The organism is Nonomuraea sp. NPDC005730 (assembly GCF_040630865.1).
In the GTDB taxonomy this organism is placed as follows: domain Bacteria; phylum Actinomycetota; class Actinomycetes; order Streptosporangiales; family Streptosporangiaceae; genus Nonomuraea.
The window spans coordinates 13,358-29,623 of record NZ_JBEXYK010000088.1 but is presented as its reverse complement, the minus strand read 5'-3'; the positions used below and the strand labels follow the sequence as shown (position 1 = coordinate 29,623).

The window sequence follows — 16,266 nt, the reverse complement described above, 5'->3', positions numbered from 1 at the left end:
GGCCACAGGGGCGGCCACGGGGGCGGCCACGGGGGCGGCCACGGGGGCGGCCACGGGGGCGGCCACGGGGGCGGCCACGGCGACTGCGGCTGGGGCCACCGGGGCCGGTGAGGCGTTCGATGCCTGAGGCGACGCTGAAGGGCGTGGGAGTCAGCCAGGGCCGGGCCGCCGGGCCCGTGGTGCGGATGGCGGCCCCGCCCGTGCTGCCCGCCCCCCGCCGGGTCACCGACCCCGGCGCCGAGACGGCCGCCGCCGCGAAGGCCCTCGACGCCCTCGCCGCCGACCTGGAACGCCGCGCCGCCCACGCCGGCGCCGAAGCGGCCGAGATCCTGGAGGCGCTGGCCATGATGGCCGCCGATCCGGAGCTGCGTGAACAGGCCGAGGCGCACGTGCGCGACGACGGCCTGGACGCCCCGCACGCCCTGGACGCCGCCTTCTCCGCGCACCAGGAGGCCCTGGCCGCGCTGGGCGGCTACCTCACCGAACGGGCCGCCGACCTCGACGATCTCAGGTCCCGCGCGGTGGCGGCCGCCCTGGGCCTGCCCATGCCGGGCGTGCCCGACCCCGGCCATCCGTTCGTGCTGGTGGCCGGGGACCTGTCGCCCGCCGACACCGTCGGCCTGGGCCCGCGGGTGCTGGCGCTGGTCACCGAGCGCGGCGGGCCCACCAGCCACACCGCGATCCTGGCCCGCGGCCGCGGCCTGCCCGCCGTGGTGGCCTGCGCGGGCGTCCTGGACGTCCCCGACGGGACGGTGATCGGCGTGGACGGCGTCACCGGCGAGGTCACGGTCGGCCTCACCGGCGCGGAGGCCGACCGCGTACGGGAGTCCGACCGGCGCGACCGGGAGCGGCTGGCGGCCGGCACGGGCCCCGGCAGGACCGCCGACGGCCACCCGGTGAGGCTGCTGCACAACATCGGCTCGGCCGCGGACCTGCGGCCGGGCGCGGAGGGCGTGGGCCTGTTCCGCACCGAGTTCCTGTTCCTCGACCGCCGGCGGCCGCCCTCCCACGAGGAGCAGGTCGCCGCGTACGCGGAGGTGTTCGCCGGGGGCGGGCCGGTGACCGTGCGCACGCTCGACGCCGGCACCGACAAGCCGCTGCCCTTCCTCGGCCTGCCGGCCGAGCCCAACCCGGCGCTGGGCGTGCGCGGCCTGCGCGTCGACCGCGTGCTGCCCGGCGTCCTGGACGCCCAGCTCGACGCCATCGCCGAGGCCGCCCGCGCCACGGGCGCCGACGTGCGGGTGATGGCCCCGATGGTGACCACCGCGCGCGAGGCGGCCGACTTCGCCCGCCGCGTGCGCGCCCGCGGCATCGCCCGCGCGGGCGTGATGGTCGAGGTGCCCGCGGCCGCCCTCCAGGCCGACGAGCTGCTGGCCGAGGTGGACTTCCTCAGCGTGGGCACCAACGACCTGGCCCAGTACACCTTCGCCGCCGACCGGCAGCATCCCGGCCTGTCCGACCTGCTCGACCCGGCCCAGCCCGCCCTGCTGCGGCTGGTCGGCATGTGCGCCGAGGCCGGGCTGCGGGCGGGCAAGCCGGTCGGGGTGTGCGGCGAGGCCGCCGGCGACCCGGCGGTCGCGCCGCTGCTGGTGGGGCTCGGGGTGTCCAGCCTGTCGATGGCCCCGGTGTGCGTGCCGGTCGTCCGCGAGGCGCTGGCGGCCCTCACCCTGGAGGAGTGCCGCGAGCGCGTCCGCGCGCCGCGGCGCTGACCGGTCAGCCGACCGGCTCGGGGTTGTGGGCCCTGAGCCGGAGCCGGTCGTCCTCGACGTCCACGGTGACCTTGCCGCCCTCGCCCACCTCGCCGGTCAGCAGCATCGTGGACAGGCGGTTGTCCAGTTCCCGCTGCACGGTGCGGCGCAGCGGGCGGGCGCCGAACTCGGGCTGGTAGCCGCGCCGGGCCAGCCAGTCCTTGGCCTCGTCGCTGACCTCCAGGGTGACGTCCTGGCCGCGCAGCCGCTGCCGGGTGCGCTCCAGCAGCAGGTCCACGATCTGGCGCAGCTGCTCGCGTTCCAGCCGCTTGAAGACGATCACCTCGTCGATGCGGTTGAGCAGCTCGGGGCGCAGGGAGTGGCGCAGCAGGTCCATGAGCTCGTCCTGGAGCTGCGGGGTGTCGCCCTCGGCGTCCAGGATGAGCTGGGCGCCGATGTTGCTGGTCATGATGACGATGGTGTTGGTGAAGTCGACCGTGCGGCCCTGGCCGTCGGTCAGCCGGCCGTCGTCGAGCATCTGGAGCAGGATGTTCATGACGTCGGGGTGGGCCTTCTCGATCTCATCGAGCAGGATGACGCCGTGCGGGCGGCGGCGGACGGCCTCGGTGAGCTGGCCGGCCTCCTCGTAGCCGACGTACCCGGGGGGCGCGCCGATCAGGCGGGAGACGGTGTGCCGCTCCTGGAACTCGCTCATGTCGATGCGCACCATGTGGTCCTCGCCGCCGAACAGCGCGGCGGCCAGCGCCCTGGCCAGCTCGGTCTTGCCGACGCCGGTCGGGCCGAGGAACAGGAAGCTGCCGATGGGCCGATTGGGGTCCGACAGGCCCGCCCTGGCCCTGCGCACCGCCTCGGCGATGGCGACGACGGCCTCGTCCTGGCCGATGACCCGCTCGTGCAGGTGCTCCTCCAGCCGCATCAGGCGCTCGCGCTCCTGCTCGGTGAGCTGGGTGACGGGAATGCCGGTACGCCGGGAGACGACCTCGGCGATGTCCTCCACCATGACCTGCGGGACGGTGTCGTGGCCCTGCCGGGCGCGATCCAGCTCGGGACGGAGCTTGTCGATCTGGACGGTGAGCTCCTTGGCCCGGTCGAAGTCGTCGGAGGTGACCGCCTGGTCCTTGTCGCGGCGCAGCGCGTCGAGGCGTTCCTCCAGCTCGCGCACGTCGCTGTCGGGGGCGCGTGAGCGCAGCCGGACCCGGGCCGAGGCCTGGTCCATCAGGTCGATGGCCTTGTCGGGCAGGAAACGGTCGGGGATGTAGCGGGCAGAGAGGTTGGCGGCGGCGTCCAGGGCCTCGTCGGTGATGCGCACCTGGTGGTGGGCCTCGTACGCGTCGCGCAGCCCGGCCAGGATCTCGACCGTCTGCTCGACGGTGGGCTCGCTGACCAGGATGGGCTGGAAACGCCGTTCGAGCGCGGCGTCCTTCTCGATGTTCTTGCGGTACTCGTCGATGGTGGTGGCGGCGATGACGTGCAGCTCGCCGCGGGCCAGGGCGGGCTTGAGGATGTTGGCCGCGTCCATGCCGCCCTCGGCGGAGCCGGCGCCGACCAGGGTGTGCACCTCGTCGATGAAGACGATGGTCTCGTCGGCGTGCGCGCGCACCTCGTCGATGACCTTCTTGATGCGCTCCTCGAACTCGCCCCGGTACTTCGACCCGGCGACCATGCCGGTCAGGTCGAGCGCGACGACGCGGCGGTCCTTGAGCGTGTCGGGCACGCTGCCGTTGACGATCCGCTGGGCGATGCCCTCGACGATGGCGGTCTTGCCGACGCCGGGCTCGCCGATCAGGCACGGGTTGTTCTTGGTGCGCCGCGAGAGCACCTCGATGGCCTGCTCGATCTCGTCCTCGCGGCCGACGACCGGGTCGATCCTGCCCTGCCTGGCCTCCTCGGTCAGGTCGCGGCCGTACTCGTCGAGCGCGGGGGTGTCGGTGGGCCGCCGCCCGTCGCCGTGCTGCTGACGGGACGCGCCGGACATGATGGCCTGCTGCAGCTCGTTGGCCGAGACGCCCTGCTCCTGGAGCAGGCGGGCGGCGCCGGAGTCGGGATTGGCGGCCACGGCGAGCAGCAGGTGCTCGGGGCCGATGTAGGAGGACTGGAGAGCGCGGGAGATGCGCTGGGCGTCCAGGACGGCGCGTTTGGCCGCCGGGGTGAGCGTGGTGGGCGGCTCGGTCCCGGTGCCGGGTCCGGTCAGGGCGTCGATGCGGTCGCGCAGCCTGCCGAGGTCGACGCCCGCCGCCTGCATCAGCGGGCGGGTGGCGTCGGACTCGGTCAGCGCGTCGAGGATGTCCAGGACGTCCATGTCCTGCGCGCCGCGCTGCCCGGCCACCTCCAGGGCCCGGCTGAGCACCTCCCTGGCCGAGGCGCTGAGCAGCTTGCCCACGTCGACCCGCTGCACGCTGGGACGCGACGGCGGCCAGCCTTCCATCCCGCCGAACACCCGCCCGGTGAGCTCCTCGAACCCCCTGAACGGATCTCCCCCGAAGAACGACCTGAACGGCATGTCGGACATTTGATCTCCCCCTAGCGCATCATGGGGACATCTAGCCGAAGAAGCCGCAAGTCATAGCCAGCAATCGGCAAAGGGGACGCATTACTCAGTGGCGATGAGATCGATGACCGGGGTGTCTCCCGAGACGAGCTCCAGCGTGCGATGCGCGGTGCCCGGGTTCTCCAGCAGCGCCATGACGACGGCGGCCACGTCGTCGCGCGGCACCGAACCGGGCGGCACCTCGGGGGCCAGCCGGACCAGGCCCGTGCCGGGCTCGTCGGTCAGGCGGCCGGGGCGCAGGATCGTCCAGGCCAGGCCGTCGCGGGCGCGCAGGTCGTCCTCGGCGGCGGTCTTGGCCTCGATGTAGGCGGCCCAGACCGGGTCGCTGCCCGGCGCGGGCGGGCGGCCCGCGCCCATGGAGGAGATCTGGATGAACCGCCGCACGCCCGCCCGTTCGGCCGCGTCGGCCATCAGGACGGACGCGGACCGGTCGACGGTGTCCTTGCGGGCCGCGCCGCTGCCCGGGCCGGCGCCGGCCGCGAAGATCACGACATCGGCGTCGCGCAGGATCTCCGTCACCTCGTCGGCGGTGGCCTTCTCCAGGTCGCACAGCACTGCCTCGGCCCCCGTGGCCTCGACGTCGGCCACGTGCGCGGGGTTGCGCACCAGGCCGACCGCGCCGGACCCGAGCCGCTCGGCCAGCCGCAGCGCGATCTTGCCGTGCCCACCCGCGATGATGATCCGCATACCTCCCATGGTGTCATGGACGTCATGAACGACTTCCCGCAGGCCCCCACGCCCGCGTTCCAGTTCGACCTGGACGGCACCCTGATCGACAGCGTCTACCAGCACGTCATCGCCTGGCGGCAGGCGCTGTCCGGGATGGGGATCGACCTGTCGGTGTGGCGCATCCACCGGCGCATCGGCATGAGCGGCGGCCTGTTCGTCAGCGCGCTGCTGCGCGAGACCGGGCTGAAGCTGAGCCAGGAGCAGATCGACCAGTTGCAGGTCACCCACGCCGAGGCGTACGAGCAGCAGGTGGAGTCGGTCCGGCCGCTGCCGGGGGCGGCCGAGCTGCTCGGCGAGCTGACCGCGCGCGGCGTGCCGTGGGCCATCGCGACCAGCGGCTACGCCCGTACGGCCCGGCTCGCGCTGGGCATGCTCGGCCTGCCGGAGGACACCCCGATGGTCACCCGCGACCTGGTGCGGCGGGCCAAGCCGGACCCGGATCTGTTCCTGGCCGGTGCGGCGCTCGTCCAGGTGGACCCGCTGCATGCCATGGTGGTGGGCGACAGCGTCTGGGACCTGCTGGCCGCCCGCCGGGCGGGCGCGCTCGGCATCGGGCTGCTGTCCGGTGGATATGGCAGGGACGAGCTGGAACGCGCCGGGGCCTTCCGCGTGTACGCCGATCCGGCGGACATGCTCGACAGGCTGGACGAGCTCGGCGTGCGCTCCCCGTCCTGAGCGCAGGGGGAATATCTCGCCGAACCTCCCAGCTTGATCGTGCGTATCCCCCACAGAGGAGCATTGAGATGGATTTGGCAGACATCGGGGTGACCGGCCTGGCCACCATGGGGCGCAACCTGGCCAGGAACCTGGCCAGGCACGGATACGCCGTCGCCGTGCACAACCGCACGACGGCCCGCACCCAGCAGCTGGTCAGGGAGTTCGGCGGGGAGGGCACGTTCGTGCCGGCCGAGGAGCCGGCCGCCTTCGTGGCGTCGCTGAAGCGGCCGCGGCGGGCGATCATCATGGTCAAGGCCGGCCCCGGCACCGACGCGGTGATCGACCAGCTGGCCGAGCTGATGGAGCCGGGCGACATGATCGTCGACGGTGGCAACGCGCATTTCCAGGACACCCGGCGGCGTGAGGCGGCGCTGCGCGAGCGCGGCATCCATTTCGTCGGCACCGGCATCTCCGGCGGCGAGGAGGGTGCGCTGCTCGGCCCGAGCATCATGCCGGGCGGCTCGAAGGAGTCGTGGGAGGCGCTGGGCCCGATCCTGCAGGACATCTCCGCCAAGGTGGACGGGGTGCCGTGCGCGGTGCACGTCGGCCCCGACGGCGCGGGGCACTTCGTGAAGATGGTCCACAACGGCATCGAGTACTCGGACATGCAGCTCATCGCCGAGTCCTACGACCTGCTGCGCCAGGCCCTGGGGGCGACGCCGGCCGAGCTGGCCGAGGTGTTCAGGGAGTGGAACCGGGGCGACCTGGACTCGTACCTGATCGAGATCACCGCCGAGGTGCTGGAGCAGGTCGACGCGGCCACGGGCAGGCCGTTCGTGGACGTCGTGGTGGACCAGGCCGAGCAGAAGGGCACCGGCCGCTGGACCGTGCAGAGCGCGCTCGACCTGGGCGTGCCGGTGACCGGCATCGCCGAGGCGGTCTTCGCCCGCGCGTTGTCGGGCCACCCGGAGCAGCGCGCCGCCGCCGCGTCGCTGGAGGGCCCGAAGCTGTCCGGCGTCGGCGGCCGCGAGCTGATCGAGGACGTGCGCCAGGCCCTGTACGCGTCCAAGATCGTCGCCTACGCGCAGGGCTTCGACCAGATCGCCGCCGCCTCCAAGGAGTACGGCTGGGACGTCGACCCGGGCGCCATGGCCACCATCTGGCGTGGTGGCTGCATCATCAGGGCCAAGTTCCTCGACCGCATCCGCGCCGCCTACGACGCCGACCGGCAGCTTCCCACGCTGCTGGCCGACCCGACCTTCGCCGCCGCGCTGAACGCCGCGCAGGACGCGTGGCGGCGCGTGGTGACCACGGCCGTGCGGATCGGCGTGCCGACGCCGGGCTTCTCCTCCGCGCTGGCCTACTACGACGGGCTGCGCCGCGACCGCCTGCCGGCCGCGCTGGTGCAGGGGCTGCGCGACTACTTCGGCGCGCACACCTACCACCGGGTGGACCGGGAGGGCGTCTTCCACACCGACTGGTCGGGCGACCGCACCGAGCACCCCGCCTGACCGACCCCGAGGCTGGGCGGACGGTCAGCGGCCGGTCAGGGCGACCGGGTTGGCCACCGCCGTGACCACGCAGAACCCGATCGGACCGGCCGTGTCGTGCAGGGTGACCTGGCCGGTCGCGACGCCGCCGGCGCTGAGGTGGCCGGTGGCCTCGACGCCGATCAGCTCGCCCTCGGGCAGCCGGGCGAGCGTCAGGGTGTAGTCGGCGTTGATGAAGCTGACGCCCGCCGAGCCGACGTTGGCCAGCGGGCTGGCGAAGTCGGCGGCCAGGGCGGCGCGGGTGAGCGGTGTCAGCGGCTCGTCGTCCACCAGCGGGTGGGTCTCCCGCAGCCACACCCGGTCGCGCCCGCCCTGCCCCCACTCGGTCAGCCGCCACAGGTCGAACGGCGGCTTCCAGCCCCGCCCCTCGGCCGGGTCGCCGGCGGGCGGCGGCTCGTCCCAGGCGGGCGTGTGCGGCAGCCGGCCGCCGGGCTGCTCGCCCTGCCGGAGCAGCACGGCCGAGGCCCGGCCGATCACGCCCTGTTCGGTGGAGAGCACGGCGTCGGCGACCCGGATCCGCCGCCCGTCCCTGACCAGGGTGGTCTCCACCGTGACCGGCAGCATGGGGCTGTTGCGGAACAGGTCGACGGTCAGCCTGGCGAAGTGCAGGCCGGGCTCGGCGTGCCGCTCCTCCAGGGCGCTCGCCGCCAGGCCGCCGAGCAGACGGCCGTGGAGCATGTCGGGGGACCAGGGGCTGCGCGCGTGCGGGGCGGGCACGAACTCGCCCTCCTTGCGCGTGAAGAACGCTGACGTCGCCATGACCGAATCATATTCTGGAAGAGAGCAGCCGCCGTCCCAGCGTGTGCAGACGCTCCTTCAGCTCGGCCGGTTCGAGCACCTCGAAGTCGAGGTCGAGGAAGGCCACGGCCACGGCCATCAGGTGCAGGTCGTCGCCGCGCATGGTGAGCACGCAGGTGGTCTCGTCCACCGGCTCGACCTCGCCGCCGACGCGGCCGGTCAGCCGTCCGGCCGGGGCGCGGATCAGGAAGCGGGCCTGGACCGGCCACATCTGGTGGCCGAGGCGGTGCCGCACCCAGGCGGCGACGTCGGCCTCCGGCGGCTCGCGCGGGGCGAAGCGCGGGCCGTTTGGGGTGCGCACCTCGATCCGGTCGGCCCGGTACGTGCGCCAGTCGTGGCGGTCGACGTCCCAGCCGACCAGGTACCAGCGGCTGCCCTTGCTGACCAGGCTGTGCGGCTCGGCCTTCCGCAGCGTGACGGCGCCCTCGTGGTCGGTGTAGTCGAAGCGGAGCTGCTCGCGGTCGCGGCAGGCGGCGGTGATGCGGGTCAGCAGCTCCGGGTCGACCGTCGGGCCCTGCCCGCCGACGCGCACGGTGTGCGTCTGCAGGGCGTTCACGCGCTGCCGCAGGCGGGCGGGCAGCACCTGTTCGAGCTTGGCCAGGGCGCGCAGCGAGGTCTCCTCGATGCCGGTCACCGTGCCGCCGGCGGCCGTGCGCAGGCCGACCGCGACCGCCACGGCCTCCTCGTCGTCGAGCAGCAGCGGCGGCAGCTCCGCGCCGGGGCCGAGCCGGTAGCCGCCGGCCACCCCCGGCGTGGAGCCCACCGGGTAGCCGAGGCTGCGCAGCCGGTCGATGTCGCGGCGCAGCGTGCGCGGGGCCACGCCGAGCCGTTGCGACAGCTCCGCGCCGGGCCACTCGCGCCGGGTCTGCAGGAGCGAGAGCAGGCGCAGGAGCCGCGCCGAGGTGTCGAGCACAGGTCCATTGTGGCCCGATCCTGGCTGCAATGCCGCCTAGCGTGCGCGGCATGAACCGATTCGTCATCGACATCCCGCGGTCCGCGCTCGACGACCTGCGGGCGCGGCTGGCCCGTACGCGCTGGCCGGACGCCCTGGAAGGGGTCGGCTGGTCGTACGGCGTGCCGCCCGAGGCCGTGCGCGAGCTGGCCGCGTACTGGCTGGACGGCTACGACTGGCGGGCGCACGAGGCGCGGCTCAACGAGCTGCCGCAGCACACGACCGAGATCGACGGCCAGCGCGTGCACTTCGCCCACGTACGCTCGCCGCGTCCCGGCGCGCTGCCGCTGCTGCTGACGCACGGCTGGCCGAGCACGTTCGCCGACTTCTCCCGCGTGGCCGAGCCGCTCAGCCGCGACTTCCACCTCGTCATCCCGTCCGTGCCCGGGTTCGCCTTCTCCGGCCCCACCACCGAGACCGGCTGGGGCGTGCGCCGGGTCGCCGCCGCCTGGATCGAGCTCATGGACCGCCTCGGCTACGACCGGTACGGCCTGCAGGGCGGCGACTTCGGCTCGCTCGTCTCGCCCGCCCTGGCCCGGATGGCCCCCGAGCGCGTGGCGGGCGTGCACCTGAACGCGCTCACGGCGTTCGTCTCCGACGACCTGTCCGGCCTGACCGAGGCCGAGACCGAGCGCGCGCGGCGGATCGAGCGCTGGCACCGCGAGTTCTCCGGGTACGCCGCCGTCCAGGGCACCAGGCCGCAGACCCTCGCCTACGCCCTGGCCGACTCGCCGGCCGGCCAGCTCGCCTGGCACCTGGACGCGTTCGCGAGCTGGGGCCAGGACGCCGGCGGGGTCGCCCCCGACGACATCCTGACCAACGTCACCATCACCTGGCTGACCGGCACCGCCGGCTCCGCCGCGCGCCTGTACCGCGAGAGCGGCGGCGACTGGGCGCCGCCCGCCGAACCCGGCAGGACGCCGACGGCCGTGGCCGTCTTCCCCGGCGACAGCACGGTCCGCCGCTACGCCGAGCGCTCCCACAACGTGGTGCGCTGGTCGGAGCCGGCGCGCGGCGGCCACTACGCCGCCCTGCAGGCCCCCGACCTGCTGGCCGAGGACGTCCGGTCGTTCTTCGCCGAGCTCTAGCCGGGCATCACGCAGAACGGGTGACCCTCGGGGTCGAGCACGACCGTCCAGTCGTCGCCGCCCGGCTGATGGTCGGGCAGGGTGGCGCCCAGGGCGACCAGCGCCCGCCTGGCCTCCTGGACGTCGGGGACGGTGAGGTCGAGGTGCACGTGCTTGCCGTCGTTGGGCCAGCCCGGCCCTTGGTAGCCGTCGATCCGCTGGAAGGCCAGCGGCACGGGGCCGCCGGTGACGGTGGCGTAGTCGGGGTCGGAGTCGCCGACCTGCCAGCCGGTCGCCTTGGCGTAGAAGCCCGCCAGGGCGACGGGGTCGGCGCAGTCGAAGACCATGGAGGACATCACTGTTGTCATGCCACCACCCTGCCGGTGCCGCCCCCCAGGGTCTTGAACATCCTTGCACCCCGACCGCCGCACACGGCCCCCTGCCGACGCCGTACCCCGAAGGCCCCGAGCCGTGGCGGGGGGAGATTGTCGGTGGTGGGGCGTAACGTTCGGCGGGTGCGATCCTCCAAGCTGCTGGCCCGTGGGAAGGGCTTCACCCTCGACCTGGTGACCTGCGTCGACGACCACCGCGGGTGGTCACGGCCCGAGGTGGGCCGGGCCCACCGCATGGTGCTGGTCCACCGGGGCGCGTTCCGCCGCATGGCCGACGGCCGCCAGGCCGCCGTCGACCCGACGATGGCCTACCTCGGCGCGCCCGGCGAGGAGGAACGCTTCGCCCACCCGGCGGGCGGCGACGTCTGCACCTCCCTCTCCCTGTCCCCCGCCCTCTGGCGCACGCTCGCGGGCGACGCCACCCGCCTGGCCCGCTCGACGGTCTACGTCGACGCCCGCTTCGAGCTCGCGCACCGCCGCCTGCTGGCCGCAGCCCGCGTGGGAGACCCTGACTTCGCCCTGGTGGAATCCCTGCTGTCGCTGACCGGCGCCACCCTCGACCAGCTGGCCGGGCCCATCACCCCGGCCGCCGCGGAGGAGGCGGCCGCAGCACATCGGCCCGCCCCGTCCACCGCCCGCTCCACCGCGGCCATCGCCGCCGCCGCCCGCGAGGCGATCTCGGCCGATCATCCGGCGGCCGCCGGGCTGTTGCCGCTGGCGGAGTTCCTGGCCGTCTCCCCCTACCGGCTCAGCCGGGCCTTCACCCGCGAGCTGGGCGTCTCGCTGACCCACTACCGCAACCGGGTGCGCGTGAGCCGGGCGCTCGACCGGCTGGAGAGCGGCGAGACCGGCCTGGCCGCGCTCGCCGCCGACCTCGGGTTCGCCGACCAGGCCCACCTGACCCGTACGATCCGCCGCCACGTCGGCCACACCCCGACGGTCCTACGCCGCCTGCTGACCTCTCCCGCTGCCCTCGGGCGGGTGGATTTCGGGTCGCCCGCCGCCGTAAGCTCCCCCAATGCGTGATCTAGGTGAGGACCCCCGGCCCGCCCGGGGCGTCGTACGCGAGGTCCACTCGCTCAACGGTCCCGTCAGTCTGGCCTACTCCCCCGACCTCGACGGTCTGGCCGATCCGGGGGAGATCGTATGGGCGTGGGTGCCGTACGAGGAGGATCCGTCGCGGGGCAAGGACCGGCCGCTGCTGGTCGTGGGCCGTACCGGGCGCAGGCTGCTCGGCATGATGTTGTCCAGCAAGGGCGACGACGGTTCCGACTGGCTGGAGATCGGCGCGTGGGGTCGCGACGGGCGGGTGTCGTACCTGCGGCTCGACCGGGTCTTCGTGCTGGACGAGGACGACATCCGCCGCGAGGGCGCGGTGCTCGACGGCGACCGGTTCGCGCGGGTGGCCTCCGTCCTCATGCAGAAGCACGGGTGGGGCGTGGGCTGACCCGGGGTGCGGCCGGCGCCCGCCCCGGCCCGCGCCCGCCCCGGTCCTGCCCGCACAGGTCCTGCCTGCACCGGCCCGCGCCCTCAGTGGCGGGCGGTCCTGTAGCAGCGGGCGGTCCCGTAGTGGTGGGCGGTCCCTGTAGCCCCCGTGGATGGGCGTGAGGGAGTATCCGGATGGTAAGCGCACGATCCGGTCATCGTCCGAGATCGCCCGCGCCTGCGATCATGGGGGCATGCGTGTTGTGGTGATCGGCAGCGGGATCGTCGGGGCGAGCGCGGCCTACTACCTGAGCGGCCGTGGCGTGGCCGTGACCGTGGTGGACCGCGGCTCCCAGGGCCAGGCGACCCAGGCGGGCGCGGGCATCGTGTGCCCGTGGGTGGACCATCCGGAGGACGACTCCTGGTACCGGCTGACCAGCGAGGGCGCCCGCCACTACCCCAGGCTGGTCGAGGCCCTGGGCGAGGACATCGGCTACGCCAAGGTCGGGGCCCTGCTCGTGGCGGAGGACCCGGTCGACCTCGAACCGGTGCGGGCCCTGCTGCGCCGCCGCTACGCCGACGCGCCCGAGATGGGCGAGGTCACCGACGTGCTCACGCCGTCCGACCTGTTCCCGCCGCTGTCCGACGATCTCAGCGCGCTCCTCGTGCCGGGCGCCGCCCGGGTGGACGGCAGCGCCGTTCGCGACGCGCTGCTGCGCGCCGCCGTCGCCCGGGGCGCCGAGGTGCTGCACGGCAGCGCCGTCCTCACCCCTGACGGGCAGGTGCGCCTGCACGCCGCCGACGAGGACATCCCGGCGGGGAACGGGCCGCAGTGGGCCCGGCCGGGGCCGGGAGCCGGCGCGGTGAGCGGCCGGACCACCTCCTGGCGCCAGGCCGCTCCTCTCGCGCCGGGCGACACGCCGTCCGCCACCGGTGACCTGACCGAGAGCCCGTTCGAGGCGTCCGACGAAGGACCGGTCGGCGCAGCGGGCGACGCTCCCTTCGGCGGCCCTCCGGACGGCTCCCCCGGGGGCCCCGCCCCGGCCCCAGCGCCCGCCCGGCCCGTGGAGCCGGTCGCACCCGTCCCACCGGCCGAACCCGCCGCCCCTTTCGTGGCCGAACACGTGCCCGCCGACGAGGGCGTCCCGCTGGAGGCGGACGTCGTGATCGTGGCGGCCGGCGCGTGGACGGGCGAGGTGTGCCGTCCGCTCGGGGTGGAGCTGCCGGTGTTCCCCCGGCGCGGGCAGATCCTGCACGCCACCCTCGACGGCGTGGACACCGCGTTCTGGCCCATCGTGCTGCCCAGGAGCGGGCCGTACCTGCTGGGGTTCCCCGGCTCGCGGGTGGTGATCGGCGCGACCGTGGAGGACGTCGGGTTCGCGCCCCGGGTCACGATGGGCGGGCTCGAAGAGGTGATCGAGGCGGGGTTGCGGGTGGCGCCCGGCCTGTTCGGGGCGACGGTGTCGGAGACCAGGGTCGGCCTGCGCCCGGTCAACGCCCCCGGCCCCGCGCTCATCGGCCGGCTCACGCCGCGGGTGGTCGTGGCGACGGGGCTGAGCGCGTACGGGCTGACGGCGGGCCCGTTCACCGGCGAACTCGTCGCCAAGCTCGCCATCGGCGAACAACCCCCCATCGACCTCACCCCCTACGCCCCCCGCACCGTCTGACCCACCGGCAGGCCCGGCGGAACCGCGGCCCTGCGCGGCCCGGGAATGTTCCCGCGCTGAAGGAAAGGCGTCCATCGGGCGCCGGACACCCAGCACGGGAGCGTTCCAGCGGACGACGCCGCCCCCGGACGGCAGGCCGACCCATGACGAGAGCGGAGCCGTGCCGCGTCCGGATGGTAAGCCGGCCTGAGAGGCCACGCGGATCGGTGCGGACGGAGGCTGTCCGCGGGCCGGGTGGAAGTTGCCCACTCCGCCGATCGTGGTCATCGGCCACAATTCAGGCACCTGACAGTCGTCGGGCCACGCCCACGTAGCCGTACGATCACCCGATCAAGGACCGCGATGTCGATACACGAGAGTCTGGCAATCCTTCGCCGCGCCGCCGAAGCCGGAACGGTCATCATCACCGCGTCGGAGCCCGCCTCCGCCGAAGCCGTCCGCAACCGCGAGACTGGGCTGAAGCCCCATTTCGGAACCGTCGACTGGACGGCTCCGCCCAGCTACCGGGCTCTCCTCGCCGAGCACAACGCCTTTGCCTGCAAGCGCCGGGACGTCTCATCCGACGGGTCCGTCGAGTTCGTCGTCGTCGATGACGATGCCATCGTCGAGCTGAACTCCGACCTCGTGCACATGCCCGAGGGTGTGGACCGCGGCGACGGCCGGTGGCTGTCCACCAACCACCTGGTCGGCTTCGCCCTCGCGGACGCCGACAACGAGGCGGTCTGGTGCTTCGACGTCACCCGGCCGGACGCAGACGGCGAATACCCGGTCTATTACCACCACTACGACGATCAGGAAGGGCGCGCACGCCACGTCGAGGACGGGACCTGGGAGGACCTGGCCGACTCCACCCCGGACTTCCCCACGTTCGCCGCCTGGCTGGACGCGATGACCGACGCGTTCACCGCGCCCGAGCCACCGAGCTGGTTCGAGGAGCTGGGCTCTCTGGGCTTCTACCCGGGGGTAGGAGGAGGCCGTACGGGCACGGCGCGGTCATGGCCGGCGATTCGGGCGTCCGTCGCGCGCCACGCGTAGCAGCGGGCGATCCGGTGGAAGGCGTGCTGCCGGGCGTCGGTGCGTCCGACGTGCCGGGGAACGCCCGGCCGCCTCCGCGAGCCTTGGTGATGGAGCCGTCCACGGCGATCTCGTCGAGGTACGGATCGTGGTGGCCGAGCAGGTGGTGTCGGCGATCGGCTCGTAACAGCCGAGGCACGGCAGTTGCGCGCCTGTCCGCGCGACCTCTAGGTCAGACCCCGGCATGATCCAGGCGGCACTGCGCGGATATGGTGGATTTCTCCCCACCGTGATCTCGTGGGGAGGCCGCGTTGCCGCTGTTCGCGCTGCTGATCATCCTGCTGCTGGCCGCCGGATGCGCCTCCGCCCCGGAACGAACGGAAGGGCCCGGGAGCCCCACACGACGGGCCGCTCCCGCCGTCACACCTCCGCCGCTCCCCTCGGTCCCCGCGCCGATCCCCCTTCCCGCCGAGCACGTCAAGGTGCCGTACGCCGCCTCGGGCTCGTACGCCGTGGTGCCCGGCGGCGCGCCCGCGCGGCCGGGAGAGGGCGAGGTGGTGCGGTACCTGGTGGAGGTCGAACGCGGCCTGCCGATCGACGGGGCCGTGTTCGCGGCGGCCGTGCACCGGACCCTCAACGACCCGCGCGGATGGGCCCGCTTCCAGCGCGTCGACCACGGCCCGGTACGGGTGCGGGTGGCGCTGTCCAGCCCGGGGCTGACCGTCCGCCAGTGCCTGCCGTTGCGCACCGGTGGCACGCTGTCGTGCTGGAACGGGACGCGCTCGGTCATCAACGCGCTCCGCTGGGCCGACGGCGTCCCCCAGTACGACGGCGACCTGGCCGCCTACCGCGACTACCTCATCAGCCACGAGGTCGGCCACAGCCTGGGACACGGCCACCGCGCCTGCCCGGGCCCTGGCCTGCCGGCTCCGGTGATGGTCCAGCAGTCGAAGTCGCTGGGCCGCTGCCGTCCGAACCCGTGGCCCCACCCGGAACGCCGCCCGGACGAGCGCCGCGACGCCCTGGCCCGCAACCCCTGACCGAAGGCCGGACCGCGAACCTCCTACTCCGAAGGGCCCGGGGAGGCGGGCGCGGCGGCGGGAGGGCTCGGGGTGGGGGGAAGGCCGTGGCCCGGGCCCACGCCGCGCAGCAAGGTGTCCACCAGCCGGCCCGCCAGCGCCTCCGGCTCGCCGTCGCGGCTCTGCGCCGCCTCGTGGATCAGCGCGTAGTACACCCGCCGGGCCCACTCCGGCTCCACGTCCTCCCGCAGCACCCCGGCCACCCGCGCCTGCCGGAACAGCTGGTCGCACCTCGCCTCGACCTCGGAGTGCACCTGGGCCACCTCGGCCCCCGCCGACGGCCCGCGGCTCATCGCGAACCCCCAGTCGATCTTCACCCGCAGCACGTTGGCCGTCACCTGGTAGAGCGCGACCAGCGGCGGCGCCTGCTCGGGACGGGCGGCGTCCACGGCGGCGGCGAACTGCCGGGTGGCCCACTCGGTCATCGCCTCCACCAGCGCCTCCCTGGAGGCGAAGCGCCGGTGGACGGTCGTGCGCGCCACCCCGGCCGCCTCGGCGATCTGCTCCATGCTGGCCGCCGGGTTCCTGCTGAGCACCCGTTCGGCGGCCTCCAGGATCGTCCGGACGGTCCGCTCCGCGTCGGACCGCAGGGCCCGCGTCGTCCCACTCACATCCCAGAGGGTACATGACAGTACCGATTCGGAGCCAAGTTGCGTCATCGGTGTTGCAAGTTCTAGAG

15 protein-coding genes are annotated in these 16,266 nt (G+C 74.1%); 9 read left to right on the top strand and 6 right to left on the bottom strand.

The window, feature by feature from the left end; translation table 11 throughout:
* Nucleotides 1-119 precede the first annotated feature (119 nt).
* Nucleotides 120-1,709, top strand: a complete 1,590-nt coding sequence (gene ptsP / locus ABZ444_RS47930; RefSeq protein WP_358011176.1) for a phosphoenolpyruvate--protein phosphotransferase — start codon at nt 120-122, stop codon at nt 1,707-1,709.
* Nucleotides 1,710-1,713: 4 nt separating this feature from the next.
* Here the strand turns inward: ptsP and ABZ444_RS47925 are convergent, their stop codons facing one another.
* Nucleotides 1,714-4,218, bottom strand: a complete 2,505-nt coding sequence (locus ABZ444_RS47925) for an ATP-dependent Clp protease ATP-binding subunit (RefSeq protein ID WP_358011174.1) — start codon at nt 4,216-4,218, stop codon at nt 1,714-1,716.
* Between the two features lie 81 nt (nt 4,219-4,299).
* Nucleotides 4,300-4,944 (bottom strand): SDR family oxidoreductase, encoded by a 645-nt coding sequence (locus ABZ444_RS47920; protein WP_358011172.1) that lies wholly within the window; start codon nt 4,942-4,944, stop codon nt 4,300-4,302.
* 24 nt (nt 4,945-4,968) lie between these two features.
* On the opposite strand from ABZ444_RS47920, the gene ABZ444_RS47915 reads away from it, so the two are divergent.
* Together ABZ444_RS47915 and gndA are read left to right on the top strand one after the other, a co-directional pair.
* On the top strand, nt 4,969-5,661 hold the full coding sequence (locus ABZ444_RS47915) for an HAD family hydrolase (protein ID WP_358011178.1): 693 nt from the start codon (nt 4,969-4,971) through the stop codon (nt 5,659-5,661).
* A gap of 68 nt (nt 5,662-5,729) precedes the next feature.
* The gene (gene gndA / locus ABZ444_RS47910) at nt 5,730-7,154 is read left to right on the top strand and encodes an NADP-dependent phosphogluconate dehydrogenase (RefSeq protein ID WP_358011169.1); all 1,425 of its coding nucleotides are present in this window, start codon (nt 5,730-5,732) and stop codon (nt 7,152-7,154) included.
* Between the two features lie 24 nt (nt 7,155-7,178).
* Here the strand turns inward: gndA and ABZ444_RS47905 are convergent, their stop codons facing one another.
* Nucleotides 7,179-7,952 carry a thioesterase family protein gene (locus ABZ444_RS47905; protein ID WP_358011166.1) on the bottom strand — a complete coding sequence of 258 codons (774 nt, stop codon included), beginning with the start codon at nt 7,950-7,952 and terminating at the stop codon, nt 7,179-7,181.
* Between the two features lie 7 nt (nt 7,953-7,959).
* Nucleotides 7,960-8,904 carry a YafY family protein gene (locus tag ABZ444_RS47900; protein WP_358011164.1) on the bottom strand — a complete coding sequence of 315 codons (945 nt, stop codon included), beginning with the start codon at nt 8,902-8,904 and terminating at the stop codon, nt 7,960-7,962.
* A gap of 50 nt (nt 8,905-8,954) precedes the next feature.
* On the opposite strand from ABZ444_RS47900, the gene ABZ444_RS47895 reads away from it, so the two are divergent.
* A complete protein-coding gene (locus tag ABZ444_RS47895; RefSeq protein WP_358011162.1) occupies nt 8,955-10,031 on the top strand; it encodes an epoxide hydrolase family protein in 1,077 nt (358 codons plus the stop codon).
* Here the strand turns inward: ABZ444_RS47895 and ABZ444_RS47890 are convergent.
* Complete coding sequence (locus tag ABZ444_RS47890; protein ID WP_358011159.1) at nt 10,028-10,378, bottom strand: VOC family protein; 351 nt, start codon at nt 10,376-10,378, stop codon at nt 10,028-10,030. The genes ABZ444_RS47895 and ABZ444_RS47890 overlap by 4 nt on opposite strands.
* 147 nt (nt 10,379-10,525) lie before the next feature.
* On the opposite strand from ABZ444_RS47890, the gene ABZ444_RS47885 reads away from it, so the two are divergent.
* The 5 genes from ABZ444_RS47885 (at nt 10,526) to ABZ444_RS47865 (ending at nt 15,548) form a co-directional block, all read left to right on the top strand.
* Complete coding sequence (locus ABZ444_RS47885) at nt 10,526-11,428, top strand: AraC family transcriptional regulator (protein WP_358011157.1); 903 nt, start codon at nt 10,526-10,528, stop codon at nt 11,426-11,428.
* Nucleotides 11,421-11,849, top strand: coding sequence for a type II toxin-antitoxin system PemK/MazF family toxin (locus ABZ444_RS47880; protein ID WP_358011155.1), 429 nt, complete (start codon nt 11,421-11,423; stop codon nt 11,847-11,849). The genes ABZ444_RS47885 and ABZ444_RS47880 overlap by 8 nt, the downstream gene beginning before the upstream one ends.
* Before the next feature lie 232 nt (nt 11,850-12,081).
* The gene (locus ABZ444_RS47875; RefSeq protein WP_358011153.1) at nt 12,082-13,494 is read left to right on the top strand and encodes an FAD-dependent oxidoreductase; all 1,413 of its coding nucleotides are present in this window, start codon (nt 12,082-12,084) and stop codon (nt 13,492-13,494) included.
* 342 nt (nt 13,495-13,836) lie between these two features.
* Nucleotides 13,837-14,529 carry a hypothetical protein gene (locus ABZ444_RS47870; protein ID WP_358011151.1) on the top strand — a complete coding sequence of 231 codons (693 nt, stop codon included), beginning with the start codon at nt 13,837-13,839 and terminating at the stop codon, nt 14,527-14,529.
* Nucleotides 14,530-14,819: 290 nt separating this feature from the next.
* On the top strand, nt 14,820-15,548 hold the full coding sequence (locus ABZ444_RS47865; protein ID WP_358011148.1) for a DUF3152 domain-containing protein: 729 nt from the start codon (nt 14,820-14,822) through the stop codon (nt 15,546-15,548).
* Nucleotides 15,549-15,571: 23 nt separating this feature from the next.
* Here ABZ444_RS47865 and ABZ444_RS47860 read toward each other — a convergent pair whose 3' ends face one another.
* On the bottom strand, nt 15,572-16,198 hold the full coding sequence (locus ABZ444_RS47860) for a helix-turn-helix domain-containing protein (protein WP_358011146.1): 627 nt from the start codon (nt 16,196-16,198) through the stop codon (nt 15,572-15,574).
* Nucleotides 16,199-16,266 lie beyond the last annotated feature (68 nt).

What these genes read in the sequence shown, in the direction of transcription:
- ptsP (WP_358011176.1), top strand. Translation starts at nt 120, where the DNA reads ATGCCTGAGGCGACGCTGAAGGGCGTGGGAGTCAGCCAGGGCCGGGCC.
- ABZ444_RS47915 (WP_358011178.1), top strand. Translation starts at nt 4,969, where the DNA reads ATGAACGACTTCCCGCAGGCCCCCACGCCCGCGTTCCAGTTCGACCTG.
- ABZ444_RS47870 (WP_358011151.1), top strand. Translation starts at nt 13,837, where the DNA reads ATGTCGATACACGAGAGTCTGGCAATCCTTCGCCGCGCCGCCGAAGCC.
- ABZ444_RS47905 (WP_358011166.1), bottom strand. Translation starts at nt 7,952, where the DNA reads ATGGCGACGTCAGCGTTCTTCACGCGCAAGGAGGGCGAGTTCGTGCCC.
- ABZ444_RS47890 (WP_358011159.1), bottom strand. Translation starts at nt 10,378, where the DNA reads ATGACAACAGTGATGTCCTCCATGGTCTTCGACTGCGCCGACCCCGTC.
- ABZ444_RS47875 (WP_358011153.1), top strand. Translation starts at nt 12,082, where the DNA reads ATGCGTGTTGTGGTGATCGGCAGCGGGATCGTCGGGGCGAGCGCGGCC.
- gndA (WP_358011169.1), top strand. Translation starts at nt 5,730, where the DNA reads ATGGATTTGGCAGACATCGGGGTGACCGGCCTGGCCACCATGGGGCGC.
- ABZ444_RS47920 (WP_358011172.1), bottom strand. Translation starts at nt 4,944, where the DNA reads ATGCGGATCATCATCGCGGGTGGGCACGGCAAGATCGCGCTGCGGCTG.
- ABZ444_RS47880 (WP_358011155.1), top strand. Translation starts at nt 11,421, where the DNA reads ATGCGTGATCTAGGTGAGGACCCCCGGCCCGCCCGGGGCGTCGTACGC.
- ABZ444_RS47895 (WP_358011162.1), top strand. Translation starts at nt 8,955, where the DNA reads ATGAACCGATTCGTCATCGACATCCCGCGGTCCGCGCTCGACGACCTG.
- ABZ444_RS47925 (WP_358011174.1), bottom strand. Translation starts at nt 4,218, where the DNA reads ATGTCCGACATGCCGTTCAGGTCGTTCTTCGGGGGAGATCCGTTCAGG.